This is a genomic window from Streptococcus sobrinus DSM 20742 = ATCC 33478, from assembly GCF_000686605.1.
Classification (GTDB): domain Bacteria; phylum Bacillota; class Bacilli; order Lactobacillales; family Streptococcaceae; genus Streptococcus; species Streptococcus sobrinus.
Genome location: NZ_KK365991.1, coordinates 40393 through 65323 on the forward strand (window position 1 = coordinate 40393; position 24931 = coordinate 65323).

General features: G+C 42.3%; 25 protein-coding genes and 1 pseudogene. 23 read left to right on the forward strand and 3 right to left on the reverse strand.

Features of this window, described 5'->3' with window-relative positions; all coding sequences use genetic code 11:
- The first annotated feature begins 21 nt into the window (after positions 1-21).
- The 6 genes from leuD (at position 22) to BS63_RS0110495 (ending at position 4896) form a co-directional block, all read left to right on the forward strand.
- The gene (gene leuD, locus BS63_RS0110470) at positions 22-615 is read left to right on the forward strand and encodes a 3-isopropylmalate dehydratase small subunit (RefSeq protein WP_019768698.1); all 594 of its coding nucleotides are present in this window, start codon (positions 22-24) and stop codon (positions 613-615) included.
- A gap of 107 nt (positions 616-722) precedes the next feature.
- Positions 723-1508, forward strand: coding sequence for an L-threonylcarbamoyladenylate synthase (locus tag BS63_RS0110475; protein WP_019774678.1), 786 nt, complete (start codon positions 723-725; stop codon positions 1506-1508).
- A 119-nt stretch (positions 1509-1627) separates the two neighbouring features.
- Positions 1628-2206, forward strand: coding sequence for a class I SAM-dependent methyltransferase (locus tag BS63_RS0110480; protein WP_002962015.1), 579 nt, complete (start codon positions 1628-1630; stop codon positions 2204-2206).
- 146 nt (positions 2207-2352) lie between these two features.
- Positions 2353-2850: a GAF domain-containing protein gene (locus BS63_RS0110485; RefSeq protein WP_002962013.1), complete on the forward strand. Its 498-nt coding sequence runs from the start codon at positions 2353-2355 to the stop codon at positions 2848-2850.
- Positions 2850-4550: a DNA polymerase III subunit gamma/tau gene (gene dnaX, locus BS63_RS0110490; RefSeq protein ID WP_002962011.1), complete on the forward strand. Its 1701-nt coding sequence runs from the start codon at positions 2850-2852 to the stop codon at positions 4548-4550. The genes BS63_RS0110485 and dnaX overlap by 1 nt, the downstream gene beginning before the upstream one ends.
- 124 nt (positions 4551-4674) lie before the next feature.
- Positions 4675-4896 (forward strand): DUF3272 family protein, encoded by a 222-nt coding sequence (locus BS63_RS0110495; RefSeq protein WP_255264602.1) that lies wholly within the window; start codon positions 4675-4677, stop codon positions 4894-4896.
- Here the strand turns inward: BS63_RS0110495 and birA are convergent.
- Positions 4871-5812: a bifunctional biotin--[acetyl-CoA-carboxylase] ligase/biotin operon repressor BirA gene (gene birA, locus BS63_RS0110500; protein ID WP_002962007.1), complete on the reverse strand. Its 942-nt coding sequence runs from the start codon at positions 5810-5812 to the stop codon at positions 4871-4873. The genes BS63_RS0110495 and birA overlap by 26 nt on opposite strands.
- Before the next feature lie 176 nt (positions 5813-5988).
- Between birA and BS63_RS0110505 the strand changes: the two genes are divergently transcribed.
- From BS63_RS0110505 to BS63_RS1000000111540, 11 genes and pseudogenes are all read left to right on the forward strand, one after another.
- On the forward strand, positions 5989-8985 hold the full coding sequence (locus BS63_RS0110505) for a type I restriction endonuclease subunit R (RefSeq protein ID WP_002962006.1): 2997 nt from the start codon (positions 5989-5991) through the stop codon (positions 8983-8985).
- Between the two features lie 122 nt (positions 8986-9107).
- Positions 9108-9329: a type II toxin-antitoxin system RelB family antitoxin gene (gene relB, locus BS63_RS0110510; RefSeq protein WP_002962004.1), complete on the forward strand. Its 222-nt coding sequence runs from the start codon at positions 9108-9110 to the stop codon at positions 9327-9329.
- Positions 9330-9593 carry a type II toxin-antitoxin system RelE family toxin gene (locus BS63_RS0110515; protein ID WP_002962001.1) on the forward strand — a complete coding sequence of 88 codons (264 nt, stop codon included), beginning with the start codon at positions 9330-9332 and terminating at the stop codon, positions 9591-9593.
- A 198-nt stretch (positions 9594-9791) separates the two neighbouring features.
- Positions 9792-9974, forward strand: coding sequence for a type II toxin-antitoxin system HicA family toxin (locus tag BS63_RS0110520; protein WP_002961998.1), 183 nt, complete (start codon positions 9792-9794; stop codon positions 9972-9974).
- A gap of 32 nt (positions 9975-10006) precedes the next feature.
- A complete protein-coding gene (locus BS63_RS0110525; protein WP_002961996.1) occupies positions 10007-10465 on the forward strand; it encodes a type II toxin-antitoxin system HicB family antitoxin in 459 nt (152 codons plus the stop codon).
- A gap of 137 nt (positions 10466-10602) precedes the next feature.
- Positions 10603-11876, forward strand: a pseudogene (locus BS63_RS1000000111470) (DUF6161 domain-containing protein).
- Between the two features lie 92 nt (positions 11877-11968).
- A complete protein-coding gene (locus BS63_RS0110535; protein WP_002961991.1) occupies positions 11969-13600 on the forward strand; it encodes an RNA-directed DNA polymerase in 1632 nt (543 codons plus the stop codon).
- A gap of 8 nt (positions 13601-13608) precedes the next feature.
- Positions 13609-14199 (forward strand): hypothetical protein, encoded by a 591-nt coding sequence (locus BS63_RS0110540; protein WP_002961990.1) that lies wholly within the window; start codon positions 13609-13611, stop codon positions 14197-14199.
- A 13-nt stretch (positions 14200-14212) separates the two neighbouring features.
- Complete coding sequence (locus BS63_RS0110545; RefSeq protein WP_002961989.1) at positions 14213-15418, forward strand: restriction endonuclease subunit S; 1206 nt, start codon at positions 14213-14215, stop codon at positions 15416-15418.
- 27 nt (positions 15419-15445) lie between these two features.
- Positions 15446-16306 carry a P-loop NTPase fold protein gene (locus BS63_RS1000000111535; RefSeq protein ID WP_050585018.1) on the forward strand — a complete coding sequence of 287 codons (861 nt, stop codon included), beginning with the start codon at positions 15446-15448 and terminating at the stop codon, positions 16304-16306.
- Between the two features lie 74 nt (positions 16307-16380).
- The gene (locus BS63_RS1000000111540) at positions 16381-16974 is read left to right on the forward strand and encodes a hypothetical protein (protein WP_050585019.1); all 594 of its coding nucleotides are present in this window, start codon (positions 16381-16383) and stop codon (positions 16972-16974) included.
- Positions 16975-17429: 455 nt separating this feature from the next.
- On the opposite strand, the gene BS63_RS0110555 is transcribed toward BS63_RS1000000111540, so the two are convergent.
- Positions 17430-17648 (reverse strand): hypothetical protein, encoded by a 219-nt coding sequence (locus BS63_RS0110555; RefSeq protein WP_019785095.1) that lies wholly within the window; start codon positions 17646-17648, stop codon positions 17430-17432.
- Positions 17649-17819: 171 nt separating this feature from the next.
- On the opposite strand from BS63_RS0110555, the gene BS63_RS0110560 reads away from it, so the two are divergent.
- Both BS63_RS0110560 and BS63_RS1000000112175 read left to right on the forward strand, forming a co-directional pair.
- Entirely contained in the window at positions 17820-19421 is a 1602-nt protein-coding gene (locus BS63_RS0110560; RefSeq protein ID WP_021673239.1) for a type I restriction-modification system subunit M, read from the forward strand.
- A gap of 9 nt (positions 19422-19430) precedes the next feature.
- On the forward strand, positions 19431-19580 hold the full coding sequence (locus BS63_RS1000000112175; RefSeq protein WP_019782296.1) for a hypothetical protein: 150 nt from the start codon (positions 19431-19433) through the stop codon (positions 19578-19580).
- A gap of 39 nt (positions 19581-19619) precedes the next feature.
- Here BS63_RS1000000112175 and BS63_RS1000000112180 read toward each other — a convergent pair whose 3' ends face one another.
- Positions 19620-19766: a hypothetical protein gene (locus BS63_RS1000000112180; protein WP_019771395.1), complete on the reverse strand. Its 147-nt coding sequence runs from the start codon at positions 19764-19766 to the stop codon at positions 19620-19622.
- Positions 19767-20608: 842 nt separating this feature from the next.
- On the opposite strand from BS63_RS1000000112180, the gene metK reads away from it, so the two are divergent.
- The 4 genes from metK to msrB all read left to right on the forward strand — a co-directional run bounded on the left by metK (position 20609) and on the right by msrB (position 24737).
- Positions 20609-21796 carry a methionine adenosyltransferase gene (metK, locus tag BS63_RS0110575; RefSeq protein ID WP_002961984.1) on the forward strand — a complete coding sequence of 396 codons (1188 nt, stop codon included), beginning with the start codon at positions 20609-20611 and terminating at the stop codon, positions 21794-21796.
- Positions 21797-21957: 161 nt separating this feature from the next.
- Positions 21958-23217 (forward strand): UDP-N-acetylglucosamine 1-carboxyvinyltransferase, encoded by a 1260-nt coding sequence (murA, locus tag BS63_RS0110580; RefSeq protein WP_002961982.1) that lies wholly within the window; start codon positions 21958-21960, stop codon positions 23215-23217.
- Positions 23218-23652: 435 nt separating this feature from the next.
- Positions 23653-24288, forward strand: a complete 636-nt coding sequence (locus BS63_RS0110585; protein ID WP_002962215.1) for an SDR family oxidoreductase — start codon at positions 23653-23655, stop codon at positions 24286-24288.
- An 8-nt stretch (positions 24289-24296) separates the two neighbouring features.
- Positions 24297-24737, forward strand: coding sequence for a peptide-methionine (R)-S-oxide reductase MsrB (gene msrB, locus BS63_RS0110590; RefSeq protein WP_002962217.1), 441 nt, complete (start codon positions 24297-24299; stop codon positions 24735-24737).
- The last annotated feature ends 194 nt before the right edge of the window (positions 24738-24931 follow it).

The window sequence follows — 24931 nt, forward strand, 5'->3', positions numbered from 1 at the left end:
TTGTTATAAGGAGACCTTAAAATGGAAAAATTTACCGTTTATACCGGGACCACCGTGCCTCTGATGAATGACAATATAGACACGGACCAAATCTTGCCCAAGCAATTCCTCAAATTGATTGATAAGAAGGGCTTTGGCAAGTACCTCATGTATGAGTGGCGTTATCTGGATGATAACTACACTGAGAATCCTGATTTTATCTTCAATACCGCCCCCTATCGCAAAGCGACTATTTTGATTACTGGGGATAATTTCGGGGCCGGTTCCTCGCGGGAACACGCAGCTTGGGCCTTGGCCGACTATGGTTTCAAGGTTATCATTGCTGGTTCTTTTGGGGACATTCACTATAATAATGACCTCAACAATGGTATCTTGCCCATTGTCCAACCTCTGGAGGTTCGTCAAAAACTAGCCCAATTAGCTCCAACTGACGAAGTGACTGTTGACTTGTCCAAGCAAAAGATTGTCTCATCAGTTGGCGAGTTTGCTTTTGAAATTGATGGCGATTGGAAACACAAGCTCCTAAATGGTTTGGATGATATTGGCATCACCCTCCAGTATGAGGACTTGATTAGTGACTATGAAAAACATCGTCCTGGTTATTGGCAGAACTAGGCCAACGGGAATTACTTAGTTTTTGAAAATTCTGAAAAAACCTTGAAAATTCCAACTTTTCATGGTAAAATAAGCGGAGCAATTGATTAATAATTTGGAGAAGTAACATGACAACACACATTCAATGGGACGGAAATCTTTCGCAAGAAGGACTTGAGATTGTAAAAAGCGAGGGCGGTTGTATTGTCTGTCCAACCAAGGTTGGCTACATCATTATGACCAGCGACAAGGCTGGCTTGGAACGCAAATTCGCTGCTAAGAACCGTAAGCGCAATAAACCAGGTGTCGTGCTCTGTGGTAGCATGGATGAACTGCGCGCTCTGGCTCAATTAACACCAGAGATTGAAAGCTTCTACCAAAAGCATTGGGACCAAGATATTCTGCTGGGTTGTATCCTCCCTTGGAAGGAAGATGCCTATGCTAAACTCCAAGCCTTTGGTGATGGCCGTGAAGAACTGATGACCGACAGCCGTAAGACCTCTTGCTTTGTTATTAAGTTCGGTGTAGCTGGAGAACAAATTGCTAAGGAAATGTGGGAAAAAGAAGGTAAGATGGTTTACGCTTCATCTGCCAACCCATCAGGTAAAGGAAACCGCGGTAAGGTTGAAGGCATCGGTAGTCAAATCGAAGAAGCTGTTGACTTGGTTATTGAGGCTGACGACTATGTCGCTTCCATTCAACCAGACAAGAACGTTGAGACCCGCTATGAACAGGGCGTTATGGTTTCTATGGTTGATAAGGACGGGAAGCTCATCCCTGAACAAGGTAAGGACAGTCGTTCCATCGACAACTGTCCAGTCGTCATCCGCAAGGGGCTGGACATCGACAAGATTATGATGAACCTTTCAGACACCTTCAACTCTTGGAACTACCGCCAAGGTGAATACTATTAAGATAATGATAGCCACCGTTTGGTGGTTTTTTCTATAGCAGAAAATCAGTTCAACAATTTGTCTGCTTGTCCAAGGATTAACAGAAGGGACAGGCTGTTTAACTAAAAAAGAGATATTTTATGATTTTAAACTACTTAATCCATCAATCCAAAATGCCATCAGGTCTCATGGGTAGGATGATGATGGCTATCTGGAATAAATCCTATTTACCTATGGTCAAGTGGAGTCTGAATTTTGTCAGAACTACTCAAGTTCAGCAGATTTTAGATGTTGGTGTCGGTAATGGAAAATCGACTGCCTACCTCAGTTCGGTCTTTCCTGGAGCAGAGATTCATGGTCTGGACATTTCCCCGACAGCCATCCAGGAGGCTAAAAGGCTAGAAGTTGCTGGTCAGCTAGATTTTACCGTTTCAGCTATTGAGCAGACTGATTTTTCAGCTGAGAGTTTTGATTTGGTCTGTGGCTTTCAAACACATTTTCATTGGGATGACCTGGTTGCAGGTCTGAACGAAATCCATCGCCTCTTGAAAGAGCAGGGCCAGTTACTCTTGGCCTGTGAACAGAGCAAATTGGACTATTTTCTCCCTCAGATGAAAACGACTGAAGACTTTCAATCCTTTATCCAACCTTTAGGGTTTCAACTGCTTGCTTCCCATCAAAAAGGACCTTGGATAGCTTACTCTTGTCAGAAAATATAAGATGAAAATCCACACAAAGCGGCCTTTCTTGGAATAAACATCAAGATCTTAAGACTTACCCATTAAGTCATAAATCCTATTTTTTTGAGGCAATGACACCTGCTTATTAGTTCGCCTCTAGCCCCAATTTTTGCTATAATATCCTTATGACACCTACAGAGAAAAAATCAGCTTATGATATATTACTAGCCCAGTTGAAAGCCCTTTTGGAAGGTGAGACCAATGCCCTGGCTAATCTTGCCAATGCTTCGGCCCTGATTAAGGAAGCCCTGCCCAATTCAGTCTTCGCTGGATTTTATCTTTACGATGGTCAGGAATTGATTTTAGGCCCCTTCCAAGGTAGGGTTTCCTGCGTCCATATTCAGCTTGGCAAGGGCGTCTGCGGGGAATCTGCCCAGAAGAAGCAAACTCTGATTGTGGAAGATGTGACTAAACATACCAACTATATTTCCTGTGATTCGGCAGCCCTGTCGGAAATCGTCCTTCCCATCTATCAGGGTGACCAGCTCCTAGGAGTCTTGGATTTGGATTCGAGCTTAGTTGCTGACTACGACCAGTTGGATCAGGACTATTTGGAGAAATTTGTGGCCATTCTGCTGGAAAAAACGGACTGGAATTTTGCTATGTTTGGAGTTAAGAACTAATGTATCAAGCCCTTTATCGAAAATACCGAAGCCAAACCTTCCAGGAATTGGTTGGCCAAGAAGTGGTCGCAACCACCCTCAAGAAGGCTGTAGCTTCTGGTAAAATCAGCCATGCCTACCTTTTCTCAGGTCCTAGAGGGACTGGGAAAACCAGTGTGGCCAAAATCTTTGCCAAGGCTATGAACTGTCCCAATCAGGTGAAGGGTGAGCCCTGCAACCAGTGTGACATCTGCCAGGATATTACCGAAGGCAGCCTAGAAGATGTCATCGAAATTGATGCGGCCTCCAACAACGGGGTCGATGAAATCCGGGAAATCCGTGACAAATCGACCTACGCCCCCAGTCGGGCCACCTACAAGGTCTATATCATTGACGAAGTTCATATGCTTTCAACTGGGGCCTTTAACGCCCTGCTCAAGACCTTGGAAGAACCGACGGAAAATGTCGTTTTCATTCTGGCAACAACCGAGCTGCACAAGATTCCAGCCACCATCCTCTCTCGGGTTCAACGCTTTGAGTTCAAGGCCATTAAGCAGACAGCCATCCGCCAACACATGGCTCAGATTCTGGACAAGGAAGGCATCGCCTATGAAGATCAGGCTCTCAATCTGATTGCCCGGCAGGCCGAAGGAGGAATGCGGGATGCCTTGTCCATCTTGGACCAGGCCCTCAGTCTTTCGGCTGACAATCAGGTAACGGCAGCTATTGCCGAAGAAATCACCGGTTCGGTCGGTCAGGAAGCCCTAGACAACTATTTGACCAATATCATCCAACATGATAGCCTAGCGGCCCTGACCAATCTCAATACCATCTTTGATAGCGGCAAGGGTATGAGTCGCTTTGCGACCGACCTGCTGGACTATCTGCGGGATATTCTCATGGTGCAGGCAGGTGGGGAAGCTACGCATAATAGTCAGGCCTTTCAGGACAATTTGTCCCTAGAACAGGAGCGACTCTTTACCATGATTGATATCATCACTCAGACCATGCCTGAGCTGAAAAATGGTACCCAACCAAAAATCTATGCTGAGATGATGACTATCCAACTATCTGATACTCAGCAGATATCAAGTCCTGTCCAGACTGGAGCTTCGGAGGAGCTGGAGAAAGAAATTCAGGTCCTCAAGCGAGAAGTGGCCCAGCTCAAGGCCCAGCTGGAAACTGGCAATTTCAGCAATACGGATCCCATCAGTAAGTCCAAAACTCCCACCAATTTCAGATTCAAAGTTGATAAGACTAAGATTTTGACCATCATGGAAGAAACGGTGGCGGACAGCGAAAAGTCTCGCCAATACCTAGATGCCCTCAAGTCTTCTTGGAATGAAATCCTGGACTCTATTGGGCCTCAGGATAGAGCTCTCCTCCTAGGGTCAGAGCCAGTCCTAGCCAACAGTGAAAATGCTATACTAGCTTTTCAGGCTGCCTTCAATGCTGAGCAGGCTATGAAACGAACTGACCTCAATACCATGTTTGGCAATATCATGAGCCAGGCTGCCGGCTTTTCACCGCAAATCATGGCGGTACCCAAGTCCGATTTCGAGGAAATTCGAACAGAGTTTGCCCAAAAAATGCGAAACCAAAAGGATCCTGATAATTCAGCCGATTCTCAGGATGATCAGGTGGAAGCAGAAGGACAAGACAGCCTGATTCCAGATGGTTTTGAATTTCTCTCTGACAAACTGGAAGTAGAAGAAGACTAAAACAAGTGCCTCTCTGGCAGTTTTCACCAAGTGATTAGTCGTCTTTTCACTAAATAGTAATAAATTTTCTTGAGATGAGAAAAAATCCACCATTGCGGTGGATTTTCTGCTATAATTACCTTATATGAATAGATTACAGTTTATCAGCATGGCTCTCTGGTGTGCCTTGGAAAGCTACTTTTTCAGCGATGCCTTGCTTACAGGACATTTTTGGTTAGCAGCTTTTTGGGCCTTCCTTATTATTCGCAATTTGCAGAATGCCTATCTGGCAGACCGTCTGCTCAAGGAATTGCTCAAGTCCCTATCTCATGGCCAAGGGACTAATAGTCCCAAGAAGAGAGACTAATTTCCCCAGAATTAAGGACTTTTTCTTGACCATCATCCAGCCGGACGACTAGCTGGCCGCTGTCAGTAATGTCAGTCGCTAGACCAGTATAAGATAATTGATTTTCCACAAAGGTCACTCGTTTATCCAGAACGAGTGATTTTTCTTTGTAAACTTTTATGAGATCTCGCTCAGGAGTATTTTGGAAAATGTTCCAGATTTCAGCAATCAGCTGATTGCGGCTGATAGGTGCTTGTTTGGTGAAGAGGCTAGTAGCCTTGTCCTGCAAGTCCTCAGGAAATTCAGGCACTAGGAAATTTAGTCCCACGCCGATGATAACATCGGTAATCAGTCCTGTCTCAATGGATGAAATAGCCTCGGTCAGGATGCCAGCAAGCTTTTTTTGCCCCAGATAAATATCATTGACCCACTTAATCTGGCAGTCAATGCCGGCCAGACGAGAGATGGCCTTGATGATACTGGAAGCAACCATGAGGGTATAGGCAGGAACCTGATCATAGGGCAGGTTGGGCTGGAGGTGAAGGGACATATAGATACCGCCTGACTCGGGCGAGAAGAAAGGGCGGGCGAAACGGCCGCGGGCCGCCTTTTGATTAGGAGCCAAATAGAGGGCTGGACTGGAATCCCCCTTTTCGATACCTTCCTTAGCATCCAGTTGGGTGGAAGCAGAAGTCTCATTGAGATAAACCTTTAGGCCTGTGGCTGATGCAATTTCGTCAGGCAGGAGCAGGTCACCAAGAAGCAGCCGGTAGCCTCGGTTCTTGATGGACTCAATAACCAAGCCCTTGCTTTCAAGAGTTTTCATAGATTTCCAAATGGCTGTCCGGGAGACATCCAGCTGCTGAGCCAAATCCTGCCCGCTGACAAAACCGCCAGCTTCCCGCAAAATTTGATAAATTTTTTCATAAGTTTTCATATTTTTCCTCGCTTTTATGCTTTTATTGTAGCATAAATAATGGCTTTGAAAAGGAAAGGCTGGGTTGCTTTGTTCAGGGTGGCAAGAAAGGCATCTTCAACCAGTTAATTTCTTAAAAGCTGGGCTTTCCAGTGTGCTATAATAAAATTATCAGAATTTACTTAGAAAGGCTTAGTATGCCACTGTATCAAGAAACCCAGCAAGAGAAGCGCTTAATCCAAACCCTAATTAGCGGGAAAAGTCAATGGTCCTATCGCCCTGACCTCAAGACCCCTGATGAACTATGGGATAATTTCTTTAACAAGTTAGAGCAGAATAATCTTGCCAGACTAGAGGGGGTCGCCCTGACTCAGCAAGAAAAGGAACAGATCCGCAACCAACTTAATTTTGTTAATTATTATGAAGCAGCCAAGTGGCTGGTGGGTGAAAATGGCATTGCCAAGGTTCGGATTCAAAGAGAAGATGCCCGTCTGGGCACCATCAATCTAGATGTCCTCTTTCGTGACCATGTGGCTGGCGGAAAATCTTCCTACGAGATTGTCAATCAAGTTAAGACCTTTGCGGAAGACGACTTGGACCATAACCGCCGAGGGGATGTCACCTTCCTCATCAATGGCCTGCCCTTGATTCAATTAGAGCTGAAAAGTCAGCACAGCCCCTTCATGGATGCCTTTCATCAACTCAAAAAATATGATAAGGAGGGCAAGTTCCGTGGCATCTTTTCCAGCCTGCAGATGTTTGTCGTGTCAAATATCGAAGATACCCGCTATATCGCAGCAGCCAAGGAGAATAAGCTCAATCCACGCTTTCTAACTAAGTGGGTTGACAGGGAGAACCAGCCCGTCCTTAACCTTTTTGACTTTGCCAAGGCTGTCCTTTCCATTCCACGAGCCCACCAGCTGGTCATGCAGTACTCGGTTTTGGACAATAGCAAGAAGAGTCTGATTTTGCTGCGGCCCTACCAGATTCATGCTATTGAGGCGGTCAAGGAAGCCAGCTATCGCGGAGAATCCGGCTATGTCTGGCATACGACCGGTTCAGGCAAGACCCTGACTTCCTATAAGGTAGCCAGAAACCTCCTGACTATCCCTTCCATTGACAAGACAATCTTTATCGTTGACCGCAGGGATTTGGATGACCAGACGACCTCCAGCTTTCTCTCCTATGCCCAGAATGATACCATTGACATTGATGAGACCAATTCCAGCAAGGAGCTGATTAGAACTCTGGCCGGCAAGGAACGGCGGGTGGTGGTAACCACCATTCAGAAAATTTCTGCCATGATGCGAAAGTTTGAGCAGGGTCATTACCAAGCAAATCAGGATAAGATTCGTCAGCTGCGAGTCGCTTTCGTTGTCGATGAGTGTCACAGGGCAGTAACGCCTCAGGCCAAACGCTCCCTGTCCAAGTTCTTTATCCATTCCCTCTGGTACGGCTTTACCGGTACCCCTATCTTTGGTGAAAATCGCCGAGCAGCCCTAGGTGATCTGGCACAGACTACCGAGGAACTCTACGGCAACTGTCTGCATACTTACACCGTTAAAAATGCTATCCACGATGGAGCCGTGCTGGGCTTTCGGGTAGAATACCAGACCACGGTTGGTGAAGAGCTGGATGAAAAGTCCATCCCTGACTCGGTTTATGAGTCCCAAGAGCACATGCTGGAAGTTCTTCGCTATATCCTTAGCAAGCCCGCCCGTCTCTTTGGCTTTCGCAATGGTATTGGCAAGACCTACAATGCTATCTTGACGGTCTCCTCCATCAAGCAGGCCCAAGCTTACTATGATTTGATTAAGGCAGTCAAAGAAGGCCGAAGCCCTTTGAAAATCTCTGAAAAGACCAAGCAGACTCTGCCAGATTTTCCAAAGATGACCATCACCTACTCACTGACGGAAAATGAAGAAGACTCTTCCCGCAATCAGGACAAGATGAAGGAGACTCTGAGTGATTATAATCAAGAGTTCGGTACCCATTTCGGTCTGGCCGATTTGGCTGGCTTTAATACCGATGTCAATAAACGTCTGGCCAGAAAGGAAGACCGCTATCTCAACCGCAAGGAGCAGTTGGACTTAGTAATCGTTGTCGACCGGCTCCTGACTGGTTTTGATGCTCCCTGCCTTCAGACCCTCTTTATGGACCGCAAGCCCCTCAAGCCCCAGCACCTGATTCAGGCCTTTAGTCGGACCAATCGGATTTTTGACAAGAACAAGAAGTTTGGTCAGATTATCACCTTCCAACAGCCCAAGGCCTTTAAAGAGGCAGTCGATAAGGCTCTCTGGCTCTACTCCAAGGGCGGGGAAAACTATGTTCTGGCCCCTGAGTGGGAGGATGAAAAGGCTAAGTTTGATGATAAGCTGGCGCAATTCCGCAGTCATATTTCCGAGCAGGCTGGTTTGGGCATTGATCCGGACCTAGCCGATACCGCCCAGCTCAAGCAGTTCGCTAAGGCTTACCAGGAGTTTGACAAGGCCTTCGCCTCCATCCAAGTCTATGGTCAGTATGACCAAGACCAGATCTATAGTGAAGCTGGGCTAAGCCAAGATAAGTTAGATAGCTACTTAGGTGTCTATCAAAATGTTCTAGCGGAGTTGAAGCTCAGACGGCAAGAAGATGACGAGGAGACTGATGATGACTTACTGGATATCCTGTATGAGCTGGAGGCCGTCCAGGTTGATGACATCAACTACGACTATATTATCAACCTGATTCAGGCCCTGATTGGTCAAGATGCTAAGGAAGTCAAGTCCTTTTCACCAGATGACTTGACAACTATTGATAGCTATATCGCCGATCTAGCCAAGCGCCGGCCTGAGTTGGCCAAGGTGGTCAGCCAGCTCTGGCAGTCCATTCAGAAAGACCCACAGAGCTACCAAGGTCAGTCGGTGACTGAGCTTTTGGAAGAAATGATTGACCAGGTCATTGAACAAGAGGTCACCCAGCTGGCAAGGAAGTGGTATATCGGTGAGGAGGAACTCTACTATCTGGCCAAGCACTATAACCCTAAGGCGCAAAAGCAAGCGGGCGAAAGCGAACTGATCGCCAGCCAGCGCTATCAGGACTATAAGGCCCAAGTCGCTGAACCCCTCAATCCCCTCAAATACAAGAAGGCCATCAAGGAAGACTATCTTAAGCTCATCCAAGAGGTCATCTATCCCCTGTTAGCTAAGCAATAGGAGCAAAGAAATCGGATTAATTACGAATAAATAATGAAGGCACTCGATAGGGTGTCTTTTACAGACTTAGTTTGACTTTTTCAAAAGGAGGTGCTACAATGTGTTACACAAGGAGAAGCATGATGAGTACAGTAACAGTCAGATTAAACAAAGATGAAGAAGACTTCTTTAAAACCTATGCTCAGATTACAGGAGTCAGTCTTTCAACCCTCTTTAAAAAGTCGCTGGAAAAGGCCATTGAAGATGAGTATGATTTGAAACTCTATCAAGAGGCCTTTCGAGCCTACCAAGAGGATCCAGAGACTCTTTCTCACGCAGATTTTAAAAAGGAATTAGGTTTCTAAATGTATCAGGTTCGCTATTCCAAGAAAGCCCAGAAGCAAATTAAAAAGTTGGATAAGTCTGTTCAGAGATTCCTCTTTTCTTGGATTGACAAGCATATAGACGGAAGTGACAACCCTAGACAGTTTGGGAAAGGCCTAAGCGGCAATCATGCCAGAGAGTGGCGGTATCGTATCGGCGACTATCGCTTGATTTGTGATATTGAGGACGACAAGTTGATCATTCTGGCCTTAGAGTTTGGTCATAGAAGGGACATCTATAAGTAGGTCAGAGACTAAACCTTCCGAGGCAAGGTTTGGCTCATCTCTTGTGAAAGACTCCCAATATCTTGTAAAATTAAATTAATTACGAATAATTCAATAAAGGCACTCGATAGGGTGTCTTTTTAGAACAAAGTTTAGTCAAAACTTGAATACGTGCTACACGTGTGATATGACTAAACTAGTCAGGAAATCATTCAGCTTATGCCCATGACACAAAAAGAAATGGTCAAACTTTTAACTGCCAATGGTTGGACCAAAATCAAGGGTAGAAAAGGATCTCACATCAAATTGGAAAAGAAGGGACAGCATCCAATTATTGTCCCCCACGGTGAGATAAACAAATATACCGAAAGAGCCATCAGAAAACAGGCCGGCCTTCTCTAGCCAGCCTAGCCCGCAAACCAAGGAGGTCTACCATGTTAGTCGCTTATCCTGCTCTCTTTTACTACGATCCCAATGAACCGTCAGCCAACCCTTACTTTGTCACCTTTCCAGATATTGAGCACTCAGCCACTCAAGGAGAATCCCCAGCCCATGCGATTCTCATGGCCAGTGACTATCTAGGAATGGCTCTGGCAGATGAACTGGAGCAGGGCAGAAGTCTGGCTCAGCCTTCAGATATCAATAGCCTGTCCCTAGAAGCCAATAATCCCTTTAAGGATGACGAGGACATGACCCTCAACTATGATCCTGATAAATCCTTTATCTCCCTAGTCAGCGTGGATCTTGCCAACTATCTAGGTAGTCAGGAACCCATCAAGAAAACCCTGACCATCCCCCGCTGGGCCGACAGACTAGGGCGTGAGCTAGGACTCAACTTTTCCCAGACCCTAACCGATGCCATCGCTGATAAAAAGCTAGGCAGCAATAGTTAATCTTAGTAGCAATGATATGAATCAACACGACAAGGCTGTCGTGTTTTTTAGTTGGGGTAAGTGGTGAGAGGACTAGAAGAGGTGTATAATAGAGGATGAGAAAAAAGTTACAATTCTAATTTTGGGAAGGAGATAATTTGACTTACACAAAGCAGCAGATTGCAAATTTTATGGATAGTAAAATCAGGTTTGAAATTGAAGTTGATGATGATTACTCTATAAACTATGAGAAGAAACAATTAACCTTTATTGAACTCGAAAGGATTTCAAAACGAAATTTAAAATTTTGGGAGTCAATCGAGGTTGATAATATTTCGAGTGATTTTACTAGCAATTGGAATAGCTTAAATTCTAGGGTTGAGGAAATAAGAACCCATCTTTCAGAACTTGAAGAACTTAATCATAATGGGATAACTAGTTTTATCTATCAAAAGTATAGTAATACTTATAGCGACAATGGATTAGTTATATATAGAGTACCGATTTCTTCTCCTATCGATACAGATAAATCCTTTAGAAAAATTAAACGATTTATAGAATACTACCTAAAATATTCAGATTCAAATTTAAGAGGAGCTCTAAGAAATTTTATTAGCTTATCGAAGAAACCTCAGCTTTACGGGGAAAAATTTTCAAGTTCACATGATTATAACTATTATCCCGCTTTATATTTAATGAAGCAGGAATTTGGAAAAATAAAAGACGATATTGCTGATTTCGACTCAGAGGTTTTAGTCCCTTTACACCAAAAATTAGATGACATTTCTCAATCGGCAGATGAATCCAGTAATGAAATTACTCAATTTTTTGAAGATGAAAACTCAAAAATTCAATCACAGGTTGAATTACAAGAGCAGTATTTGAATAATTTTACTGAAAACATGGAGAAATGGGAGGAAGAAAAAGAAATAAGTTAAGAGAGCTTGAAGAAACATATAAAAACAAATTACAATTAGAAGAGCCTGAAAAACTTTGGAATTTACGTGCTGAAAATTATCGGAAGAAGGCTAAGTTTTGGACATATTTCCTCGTTGGAGCCTCAATAATGTTGGCATTAATTTTTTCAATGCTAGTATGGTTTCTATATGAATTTCCACTGGATATAAGTAAAAAGATTCCGTTCTTATCACAATCTTTCTTTGTAGTTGCTATTATTTCCTTCTTTATTTACATCATTAGAATACTTGTGAAATTGTCAATGTCAAACAACCATTTGGCTATTGAGTATGAGCAAAAAGCAGCTATGACACGCTTCTTCCAAGCCTTGACTTATGATGGTGAATCAATCAATGAAAATGAACGTCTGATTATCATTAACTCACTATTTAATAAAGTTGATACAGGATTGGTCAAGACAGATGGTGTTGAAATGGAAAATATGTTAGCGATATTAGCGAAGAATTTAAAATAAAATTAACTAATACAGCAGACAACAATCACATAAGCCACTAAGATGATGGTATAATAAATAGTGAAATTTTCAGGAAGGTGGCTCTAATAAGTATGAATCATAAGAGTGTATTGGATATGTCAAATAAAGAAGCTTGGAACTTTTTTCTCAAGCCAACATCATACTCCAATGTTAAATTACCTTCCTATTTTAATGTTGAGAACTTATTAGATAATGCCAAAAAGATACTGGGAAAATCTGAGTTAAAAAGTATTATTTATACAGAAAAGGCTGTAAAAGATTTTTCAAAAAAAGAAAATTTGACGCTTGATGAGTATAAAGAAATAAATAATATAGAGTACCTTAAAGAATCCACGGATGTAAATTTAACAATAGTTACCAACAAAGATGCAAAATACGCTTGGAGGAGTTTACAACTAATTCACCCCATATTGTATGTTGATTTAGTTCGTTTGATAACAAAGGAAGAAAACTGGGATAAACTAAAAAGCAGGTTTCGTGATTTTCAATCGGACGAGAAAATTATCTGTATATCTGTACCTCTTGAGTCAACAGGAAAAAAACAAGATCAAGCTGAACAAATACTAAATTGGTGGAAAAATTTAGAGCAGGCACAAATTGAATTAGCATTAGATTATAATTATTGTTTGCAAACTGATATAACTGATTGTTATCCTTCAATCTACACACATACAATACCTTGGGCTATCCATGACAAAGAATGGGCAAAAGAAAATAGAAGCAAAGGACTTGGAAATACTATAGATTCCAAAATACAACAAATGCAGAATGGTCAAACTAATGGAATTCCTCAAGGAAGTGCCTTGATGGATTTTATCGCAGAGATAGTTCTAGGCTATGCTGATATCCTATTGTCAAAAAAAGCAACAGAATGCGGTATTACAGGTTTCAAAGTTTTACGATATCGGGATGATTATAGAATTTTCACCAATCAGCTTGATGTAGCTGAGAGATTAATGAAGCTTCTTTCTGAGATTTTACTAGAATTAAATTTAAAAATTAATTCAAAGAAGACCTTTTTATGTAAGGATATTATTGTAGATGCTATTAAGCCAGATAAACTTTACTGGACAAGTCAGAATGTTGGCTTTTATAATAAAATTACTAAAATAAATTTTGAGACTGCAAGAGAATCACATATCAGAGAATATAAGCTTTCTATGCAGAAACATTTACTGCAAATAAAGTTACTAGGTGATAAATTTCCAAATTGTGGACAATTGAAAAAAGCTCTGACTGAATTTTTTAAATATAGAATTAGCACGTTAGACTCACAAGTAAATCAACTTTCGGATATTCCTCAACTGATTAGTATAATAGTCTCTATTATGATTAATAATCCAAAGACGATTGAAATATCAGCAACTATCTTAGCAAAATTGTTTGAATATGTAGCTCCAGAAGAAATTTCAGCTTTGATTGATAGGATACTGAAAAAGTATCAATCACTCCCAAATTCAGATTTTGTAGAAATCTGGCTTCAACGTATCTCTTTAACTGTTGATAGGACCAAAGACTACAAAAATAGGATGTGTAAAAAAGTAAGTGACAAAAATTCTGTTAAACTTTGGAATTCAAACTGGCTAAAAAGTGATAAGAGGTTAGATGAGAATTGTTTTATTGATGAAGAAAAAATTGAAAGTTTGACGCTTAATACAGATATTACAGATATTGATAGCTTTATGGATATTTATGGAGAGTGATAATTTTAATGAAATCATTTTTTGAAAATCCTCAGTACCAGTTATTATTAGTGGGTGCTGCTATATCCCTTATTTCAACCCTAATTGGTATGTTTGCACAAACCCTGTTTAATAGTTTTCTGTCGCATAAGGGAAAAGTGAAACTATATATTAAATCCGTCTATAATCGTTCCAATCAGAAACCTTGGGGATTTTTTCAAGGGATTTCTGACATACTATTTCAAGTTCCCTTGTGGTTAGAGATTCATAATACGAAGTCCGTAAAGCAAGTCGTGAGAAATTTGAATTTGACTCTCTACTTGGACCATAAAAAGGTTGGACAAACCATTCAGATAACCTCTACTTCAAATGATGAAGAAAAATTTATTTTTGGTAATGAAGAGTCTTATTCTTTTTTGATTCAGGGTAATGAAATTAAACGTTTCAATCTATACTTTGTCGTTGGAAAAAATGAACTGAATAGTGATTTCGATGAAGTGAGATTATCTTATTTTGATACAAAAGATAGGTATCACGAGTATAAAATTTTTGATATAATCACCCCTTGGGCGATTAGCAATAACAAGATTGATGATGACTGGCGATTAGTGAATAAATAGAAGTGGAGTAGTAATGACAAAGCAAAAAATTCCAAATATAAGGTTTAAAAATTATACTGACGCTTGGGAACAGCGGAAGTTGGGGGAAGTGGTTGATTTCAATGTTCCCAATAACACTTTGTCTCGTGCAAATCTAAATTACGATAGTGGGATAATAAAAAATATTCACTATGGTGATATTTTAGTCAAATTTACTTCTGTTGTAGATGTTAATTCGAGCAAAGTTCCGTGGATAACTGATGCTAATTTCGATGATTACAAAAGACAACTTCTGGAAAATGGAGACATAATAATCGCTGATACTGCGGAAGATGAAACTACCGGAAAAGCTATTGAAATAAGCGGTATTGATAGTAATTACGCAGTCTCGGGACTTCATACAATTGTAGGGCGACCAAAAACTAAATTTGCACCAGGATATCTAGGTTATTATTTGAACTCACCGAGTTATCGGAAGAATATACTTCCGTTAATGCAAGGTATTAAGGTCCTCTCGGTTAGTAAAAATAATATTTCTGGTACGGTTGTTAAGTCCCCAAATTATTTTGACGAACAAACCCAAATCGGCTCCTTCTTCCAAAACTTCGATAATCTCATTGCTCTTCATCAGCGTAAGCTTGAAGAGTTAAAATCTTTCAAATCTACCATGCTTTCTAAAATGTTTCCCAAGCATGGTCAAACAGTCCCTGAAATCCGCTTAGCTGGATTTGATGGCGAGTGGAAAACAGATAAACTGAAAAATAGGATGAACATTAGTGCAGGGGGCGATATAGATAAATCAAGAATTAAAACTATCGACAAGTATCCTGTTGTTGCAAATGCCTTGACCAACAAAGGTATTGTTGGATATTACGACGATTATAAAGTAAAAGCTCCTGCGGTTACTGTCACAGGTAGAGGAGACGTTGGCCATGCTATCGCACGTCATACTAGTTTTACTCCAATTGTTCGATTATTGAGTTTGCAATCAAACGATTTTGATGTTGATTTTTTAGAAAATATGATAAATTCTATCAGGATATATAATGAATCGACGGGAGTTCCTCAGTTAACAGCTCCACAATTAGGAAATTATTATATACAATTTCCTAGTCTTGATGAACAACGTGTTCTGGGTACTTTCTTCTCCAACCTAGACAATTTAACATCATCAATCCAATCTAAAATCGAAGAACTTAAAACTTTGAAGAAGAAACTTTTACAGGACATGTTTGTCTAATATTATTAGAGGAGCTTTATAAAACTATTGGAAAAAAACAAAGATACAAGATTTATTGAATTAAACCATATTGATACAAGGGAAGCAGCTAAAAATGTTGCTAAACTTTTTGAAGAAAATAAAACCTATTTTCTGAATGGAGCTTGGGGTTCAGGAAAGAGTACCTTTCTAAACGAGGTTAAAAGTTATAGTAATATGGACTTTGTAGTATTAGATTTATGGCGATTATCTGATAATAGATCGATTATTGAAGTCGGTTTTTCAAAGATACACCCACAATTATACAGGTCATATAAGGGATTACTTGTTGCCATAGTTGCCATAGCTTTGCTATTTACGACCCAATTTAATTTTGGATTACAAAGTTTTATTAATGAAAGATTTGGAGCATGGGCAAACTTCATAACCCTTTTATTCGGGGTTATTGCATTAGGAGCTGCCATCTATCAATTTTTTAAACCCAAATCTGATATTTTTTATGCTAGTCAATTTGAAAGGCTTGAAATAAAAAATAAGCTCCTAATCATTGACGACTTTGATAGATTAACCGAAGGACAGCAAAAGGAATCGTACAAATTATTTGCATTATTAAATGGAAAACTTCCAATAGTTTTTGTTGGAGATATTGAAAAAGTTTACGATAATGCACCAGACAATTTTCTTTCAAAAGTTATCGATAGAAGGATTGATTTACCATTTGGACTTCACCCGTCAAATATTTGGAATGGATATTTCAAAGAGTTTGAAAGAAAATATGATATTGCTTTAAGTAAGGAATTTAAACAACTTTTTATAATAGAGAGACGGAATTTAAGAGATAGAGTTCATTTTAATGATTATGTTACCAAGGAATTTATTGATAGAATAAATATGGTCGTGTACAGGTAGAACAAATACTCGTAGTAATATACATTTATTTATTTTATCCAGGCGGGTATACAAAACTTTTTAACGACGAAATCGTGTTACTATTACCAGATGAAGAACTTGGAGATGATATAATCCCAAAAATTCTCAAAACAATCCTGAGAACAGAAATACACCAACTCCCAAGAGACTTCTTAACGAATAAGAAAGATTACTATGTTTATGAGTCACCGAGTAATTTGACAAACGAAGAACTAAAAAATATCTTTGATAATGAAAAAGCTCTCAGTCCTTACATTGCAGATTCTGAAATTATTAGTGACTTTTATATTTACCTTCAAGATAAATATGATAACTTTCCTGAAACTACGAAAACAATGCTTCTCAAAATTGCGTTGGGAGAGCCTGCGAAGACCGGTAATGTGAGTTATTCTGTGGATTTTATACTTAGGAGAGTAACCGAAAAGTACATCAGGGAGAATGATGTGGAAGTTGACTTTGAGGAGTTATTATATATTTTTTGGAAAACAAAACTCGAAGAATTTAAAATCAATGATTATAGCATCTTATTATTTATTTTAGTAAATTATTGTTACTACCGCGATAATATTGCTTTTGAGCGCATTAATATAGACTTTCCTGAGCTATCAAGATCAGATTTTAAAACATATCAATTTAAGCTATTTTAAATATTATGGAACTTCTTGGAAAGATCTAGGGGAAAATTCTGGAAAGCTGTTAATATTTTTAATGATGATAATTTTATTAGATATTGGCTTGACCGAGATTTTTTGAAAGAAATCGAATTCAATATTTTTCAATTCAATCCAGACCAGAATAGTGATGGACCGCTTATTTTATCCCATATTAGGAAAAAATAGGTTCATTAGAGAAAAATAATTTCACTGTAAAAATTAATAAATTTGACTCTGATAAATTAAGGTTTATGGACCAGACAAATGAGTAATAAATTGTCATGCCAGTGTTCGTCGCTATCTGACAAGCTTTGTCGAAAAAGACCTCTTAGCCATGTCAGGTTCTACACGAGACAGACAATACAGCTTAAAATAATATAAAAATCCGCTCATAATCCGCTCAAAAATCCGCTCAAATGGGTGAGCGGATTCTCTGGGAAGGGTTGAGATTACTGGATTTCTTGGTCTAGGAGCCTGATGTCCTCGAAGTCGTCAGTCATTCTTAAGTCATCGTCCCCCTGAAAAGGATTGCTTGGGAGAGGGATTAGTCTAATGACACCGTTTGCTTTGACTTGGAGGTCAAATTCTTGTCCTGTCTGGATGCCTAAGTCTTCTGGCAGGACTAGGACGAGGTTATCTCCCACTTGCTGGATTTTAATGCTTTTCATGGACTACCCCCTAGACTTATTTGGTCGCTCGAGATTTTATCTAAGTACATTTTACCATACTGGGGACGGATATCTGGGCTGAATTTTACTACTCTTTTATGAGCTCTGGCTAAACTAGCTTATCAGCTCTGCCATTCCCCTAAAAACAAAGAAGAAGGATAACAAACACTTATGTCAGAAATACAAACGTCGCAGTCGCTTTATCAGGCGCTCTGGAACTCAGCGGATATTCTGCGCTCCAAGATGGATGCCAATGATTACAAGTCCTACCTTTTGGGCATGGTTTTCTACAAGTACCTGTCGGACAAGATGCTCTTTTTCGTGGCTAAGACCATGGAGCAGGAGACCCAGGATTTGGATCAGGCTCTGGAGCTCTATCGAAGCTACTATGCGGATGAGGAGACCCATGCCGATTTGATTGAGGTTACCAAGGATGAGATGTCCTATGCCATTGAGCCGGATTTGACCTTTACGGCTCTGGTGCAGGAGATTAATGCCGGGACCTTTCAGCTGGAGCACTTAGCCCAAGGTTTCCGCAATATCGAGCAGGATGATGAGCTTTTTGAAAATCTTTTCGAGGACATTGACCTCTATTCCAAAAAGCTAGGGGCGACACCCCAGAAGCAGAACCAGACCATCGCTAATGTCATGAAGGAGCTGGCGGTGCTGGATGTGGCTGGTCACGCTGGTGATATGCTAGGGGATGCCTATGAGTACCTGATTGGACAGTTCGCGACCGATTCGGGTAAGAAGGCTGGTGAGTTCTACACGCCCCAACCTGTGGCCAAGCTCATGACTCAGATTGCCCTCATGGGGCGGGAGGACAAGCAGGGCTTTAGTCTCTATGACCCGACCATGGGGTCAGGCTCTCTCCTCCTTAATGCCAAGAAATATAGCCATAAGCCCAATTCGGTGGCCTATTTTGGTCAGGAGCTCAACACCTCGACCTTCAACCTGGCTCGGATGAATATGATTCTGCACGGGGTTCCCATCGAAAATCAGAAGCTCCACAATGCCGATACTCTGGATGAGGATTGGCCGACCCAGGAGCCGACCAATTTCGATGCAGTTCTCATGAATCCGCCTTACTCGGCTAAGTGGTCAGCGGATGCTGGTTTCCTTCAGGACCCTCGTTTCTCACCTTTTGGCAAACTGGCGCCTAAGTCCAAGGCAGATTTGGCCTTCCTCTTGCACGGTTATTTTCACCTCAAGCAGGACGGTGGGGTTATGGCTATCGTCCTGCCTCACGGTGTGCTTTTCCGGGGCAATGCCGAAGGTACTATTCGCAAGCACCTCTTGGAAGAAGGGGCTATTGATACCGTAATCGGCCTGCCAGCCAATATTTTCTTTAATACCTCGATTCCGACGACGGTCATTATTCTCAAGAAAGACCGGCAAAATCGTGATGTGTATTTCATTGATGCCTCCAAGGAATTCACCAAGGGCAAGAATCAAAACATCATGGAAGACAGCCATATTGAGAAGATTCTGGAAGCCTACAGCAAGCGCCAGGACATGGACAAGTTTGCCCATCTGGCAAGCTTTGCAGAGATTGCCGAAAATGACTTCAACCTCAATATTCCCCGTTATGTTGATACCTTCGAGGAAGAAGAAGTGGCACCCCTGACTGAGATTGCGGCCAATATCAAAGCGACCAACCGAGCCATTGAAGAGAAGTCAACCGAGCTCATGGCCATGCTGGGCCAACTCAAGGGCACCAACTCCCAAAGTCAAAAAGAACTGGATGACTTCCTGAAAGACTTGAAGCTATAGGAGAGCCTGATGATGAGTAAGAATCAGAATAGGAAAAACCATTTCAGCGACCAAGTCCAAGAAGCCAAATCTTATCTAGACAACTTTTCAGAAGAAAAAGCAGTCGATTTTGCTATCGACAATCCTCAAGATAGGGCTTGGCTATTGGATGAGGAATAGAATACATAAATACCGCAGAGCTAACGCTTTGCGGTGTTTTTAGTTTTTGGACAGAACTCTCAAAAGTTCGTCATATTTGGTCATAGCATTCTCTAGCTTTTTATCAAAGTTAAAGACCCTGTGTGTGGAATCATTACCTGATTGTTTCTGATTAAATTGCTTGTATTTATTAGCCGATTTTTCCATTTTATAACCTCCATATCTTTGAAAGTGTCATTATATGAGATGAAGTCGGACTTTTCGTTCGTTTCTGGCTGCCTATGTCCAAAGCTATACACGACTTGTATGTGACAGATTTTCCTTTGTTTCGATTGGTTTAGCATGAGAGCATAGAAGTGACAAGTCAATTCTTTTAAAAGTTTAAATGCCTACCTTTAAGTATAAGCTTCATTTATCTTCTGTGATTAAATATCTTTATAGCGGTTTCCTTATCCAATCTCTACAAATAATGGGAACTTCCCTCTTTTTGTGCTACAATAGTGAGGTTAATGAGTCCCGAAAAGGCGGTTTGACTGTCTAAATTCTTCATTGACTGCGTTGATTCGTCTGGTCGTACCAAAGTACTGTCTGCGACTTCATCGCCTTGTCACTGAAGCCTTTAGTCTTGTCAAACTCAGTTTTAAACTGAGAAACCGGTTCTTTGTAACTCTACACAAATGTCAGACACTAAAGTGTCTCGTCATTTAGCGCCAGTCGCTATCAAGTGATTGGCTAGTCAGCTTACTGGTTTTTTGAACTGCTTAATATCAAAGCTCTTCAAGAGAGCCGTAACTTGACACCAAGCCAAGGTGGGCCTAAGTGCTCGATCTTCCTTGGACGCCAAGTCCAATGGGACCTTGGCTAGCCGACTTGCTGCTTATCTATTTCGCTTAATATCGAAGTTCAATAGATAAGGTCGTAACTCAGCACAAATGTCGGATGCGACAGCGTCTCGTCATTTGCGACCAATTTTATTGCTTGGTCAGTTTTGTGTTCTAGAGTGGGTCTAGTCGGTAGATTTTAATTTTTAAGGGGGGGGGACATTTTTTATGTCAGAACGTAAACTTTTCACGTCTGAGTCGGTTTCAGAAGGGCATCCCGATAAGATTGCCGATCAGATTTCGGATGCGATTTTAGATGCGATTTTGGAGCAGGATCCAGATGCCCATGTCGCGGCTGAAACAGCCGTTTATACGGGATCTGTCCATGTTTTTGGGGAAATCTCCACGACCGCTTATGTCGATATCAATCGTGTGGTCCGCGATACCATTGCTGATATTGGCTACACTGATGCTAATTACGGTTTCGCTGCCGATTCGGTTGGGGTTCACCCATCCTTGATTGAGCAGTCGCCAGATATTGCTCAGGGGGTTAATAATGCCCTGGAAGCGCGTGAAGGTCAAGATGATGAGCTCAGTCTGATGGGGGCCGGTGACCAAGGCCTTATGTTTGGTTTTGCGGCCAATGAAACACCTGAACTCATGCCCTTGCCAATTTCCTTGTCGCACAAGCTGGTTCATAAATTGGCTGAGCTCCGCAAGTCAGACGCTATCAGCTATCTGCGACCTGATGCTAAATCTCAGGTGACGGTTGAGTACGATGAAAATGACAAGCCTGTCCGGGTGGATACGGTGGTCATTTCAACCCAACACGACCCTGATGTTTCGCAAGAACAAATCCGCAAGGATGTCATTGAACAAGTCATCAAGGCTGTTATTCCAGCCCAATACTTGGATGACAAGACCAAGTTCTATATCAATCCTACTGGTCGCTTCGTTATTGGGGGCCCTCAAGGGGACTCTGGTCTGACCGGTCGCAAGATTATCGTGGATACCTACGGTGGTTATGCCCGTCACGGTGGTGGTGCCTTCTCTGGTAAGGACGCGACTAAGGTTGACCGCTCGGCTTCATACGCCGCTCGCTATATTGCCAAAAATATTGTCGCTGCTGGCTTGGCCGACAAGGCAGAAGTTCAGCTGGCCTATGCTATCGGGGTGGCCCATCCGGTTTCTGTTCGGGTGGATACCTTTGGAACCAGCAAGGTTTCTGAAAGTAAGCTAGAAGCAGCTGTTCGGGACAACTTTGACTTGCGACCAGCGGGCATTATCAAGATGTTGGACCTCAAACGGCCAATCTATCGGCAAACCGCTGCCTATGGCCACATGGGCCGGACCGACATCAATCTGCCATGGGAAAAATTAGATAAGGTGGATGCCCTCAAAGCAGCTGTCAAATAAACAAGCAACTACATTCCTACTGGGGTGTAGTTTTTTTGATGAGTTTCGAATAGAAAACGGAACATCTTAAGATTCATCTGAAAATTTTTACTTGATTGTCAAAATCCTTAATCTCTGCTATAATAAAAAGGTTCAATTTAGTGATAGAAAGAAATTAAGGTATGCGAAAAATTATTATCAATGGTGGCAAACCACTTTCAGGTGAAGTGGCTGTATCGGGTGCGAAGAACTCTGTCGTTGCCCTGATTCCCGCCATTATTCTAGCAGACGGTATCGTGATTTTGGATGGTGTACCTGCCATCAGCGATGTGGATAGTCTGGTAGAAATCATGGAAATCATGGGGGCTAAGGTCAAGCGTGATGGCGAAACGCTGGAAATTGATCCACGTGGTGTTAGGGATATGCCCATGCCTTTTGGTAAAATCAATAGCCTGCGTGCTTCCTATTATTTCTATGGGAGTCTCTTAGGGCGTTTTGGTCAGGCCGTGGTTGGTCTTCCTGGTGGCTGTGATTTGGGTCCACGTCCCATTGACCTCCACCTTAAGGCCTTTGAAGCTATGGGAGCAAGTATCTCTTATGAAGCGGAAGCTATGCGGTTGGCGACCAATGGTCAGACCATGCAAGGGGCCCATATCTACATGGATACGGTCAGCGTTGGTGCGACCATTAATACCATGCTAGCAGCGGTCAAGGCGCAAGGTCGGACCGTGATTGAGAATGCCGCTCGGGAGCCTGAAATTATTGATGTGGCAACCCTGCTCAATAATATGGGGGCCCATGTCCGTGGGGCTGGTACCAACATCATTACTATTGATGGAGTTGAGCGACTAGGCGGAACCCGCCACCAAGTCATTCCTGACCGGATTGAAGCTGGGACCTACATTGCCATGGCGGCGGCTATCGGCCATGGTGTCCGCATTACCAACGTTCTCTATGAGCATTTAGACAGTTTCATTTCCAAGTTGGAAGAGATGGGCGTGCGGATGACGGTTGATGAGGATGCTATCTTCGTTGAAAAGCAGGAGAACCTCAAGGCTATCTCTGTTCGGACTTCACCTTACCCTGGCTTTGCGACTGACCTGCAACAACCCCTCACGCCCCTCTTGCTGACGGCCCATGGTCGAGGAACCATCCTTGATACCATCTATGAAAAACGGGTTAATCATGTGCCTGAATTAGCTCGGATGGGTGCTGACATTTCTGTCCTTGGTGGAAAAATCGTCTACAATGGTCCTAGCCAACTGACAGGTGCCGCTGTCAAGGCAACAGACCTGCGTGCTGGTGCAGCCTTGGTAACAGCTGGACTTATGGCTGAGGGACGGACTGAAATTACCAACATCGAATTTATCCTCCGTGGCTATGCCAATATCATTGAGAAATTGACCGCCCTAGGAGCTGATATCCAATTAGTAGAAGACTAAGCTAAACTGATTCACGGCCGTGAATCAGTTTTTTGCTGGACTCGAGATGATTGTGAAAATGGTGCCAACAGCGATGATGGACTCGAGATGATTGTGAAAATGGTGCCAACAGCGATGATGGACTCGAGATGATTATGGAAACGGTGCTAACAGCGATGCTGGTCTCGAGTTGATTATGGGAAGGGGCCCAACGACGATGCTGGTCCCGAGTTGATCATGGAAAGGGCCCAACAGCTATTGCGGTCTAGTTAATTGCGGAAACGCTGCCGATCTCTATGTGGACGCTTATAAGAAAAATGTTCAGACTGAATAATGGCATGCTAGACTGGTTCCGTAACTTCACCTTACCTCTCCCGTAGCAATTTTTGGACAGATGGTCGGGAAAAGGGATAAAATAGGTTTACCCAAAGAATAAGAATGAAAGAAGGAGATGCCATGAATATCTTTATTATTGGAGCTAACGGTCGGGTGGCTCAGGAATTAACCAAGCGTTTGGTAACAGCCGGTCATACTGTCTATGCAGGTGTCAGAGATCTAGCCAAGGTCCAGAAGAGTCAGCAGGTTAAGCCGGTGCCCTTTAATTTGCAGGATGCAGTAGAGGACTTAGATGAAAAACTGAAAGGTATGGATGCGGTCTATTTCCTAGCTGGTTCTCGTGGAAAGGATCTTTTACAGACCAATGCCTTCGGAGCGGTCAAGTCCATGCAGGCAGCTGAACAGGTTGGTGTCAAACGTTACATCCTTCTCAGCTCTCTCTTTGCGACCCAGCCAGAGAAGTGGAATCAGCCAGGCCTGAATCAACTGACCAACTACAATATCGCCAAGTTCTTTGCCGACAATCACTTGATAAACCAGACTAAGCTTGACTATACGATTGTCCAGCCGGGAGGTTTAGCAGAAGAGGCCGGAACCGGTCTGGTGGACTTTGCTCCTGAGAAGGTTGGTCGCAATCCTATTTCCGATGTGGCGGAAGTTTTGGAAAAGCTAGTCCAGTATCCAAATACTAAATACAAGGCCATTCAAATGCTGTCGGGTACTGAACCCATTGATGCTGGTATGGCAAAACTATAGGAGGCCTTATGACAGAGGAAAATCTGCGTGACCGTATTGGTGATTTAGCCTTTGAGGTTACCCAAAATGCAACAACTGAGCGGGCCTTTACCGGTATCTATGACGACTTTTTTGAAAAAGGCATCTATGTTGATGTTGTCAGTGGCCAAGTCCTCTTTTCATCGCAGGACAAGTACAATTCAGGCTGTGGCTGGCCTGCCTTCACCAAGCCGATTGAAAACCGCATGGTGACAAATCACGAGGACAAGTCTTTTGGCATGCGACGGATCGAAGTGCGAAGTCGCCAGGCTAATTCCCATCTGGGGCACGTTTTCAACGATGGTCCGGCTGACAAGGATGGCTTACGTTACTGTATCAATTCGGCTGCCCTCAAATTCATTCCCTATGAGCAAATGGCAGAGCAGGGATATGCGGATTGGTTGAAAATTTTTGAGGAAAGAAAAGAATAACAGGAGCAGTAATAATTTTAGTGCATTGTTTAGAACGGAAGTCAATTTGAATATTTGATGAGACTGTAAAAATTCCTCAGGAGGAAATTTTACAGATGATTGATGAGGCGGTCCCCCTTGGTGGATATGCAGTCCTGAAGTTTTGTCGTGGTTGAATGCCTTCAGGGGAAGGGGAAATTGGCACCACCTCTTCC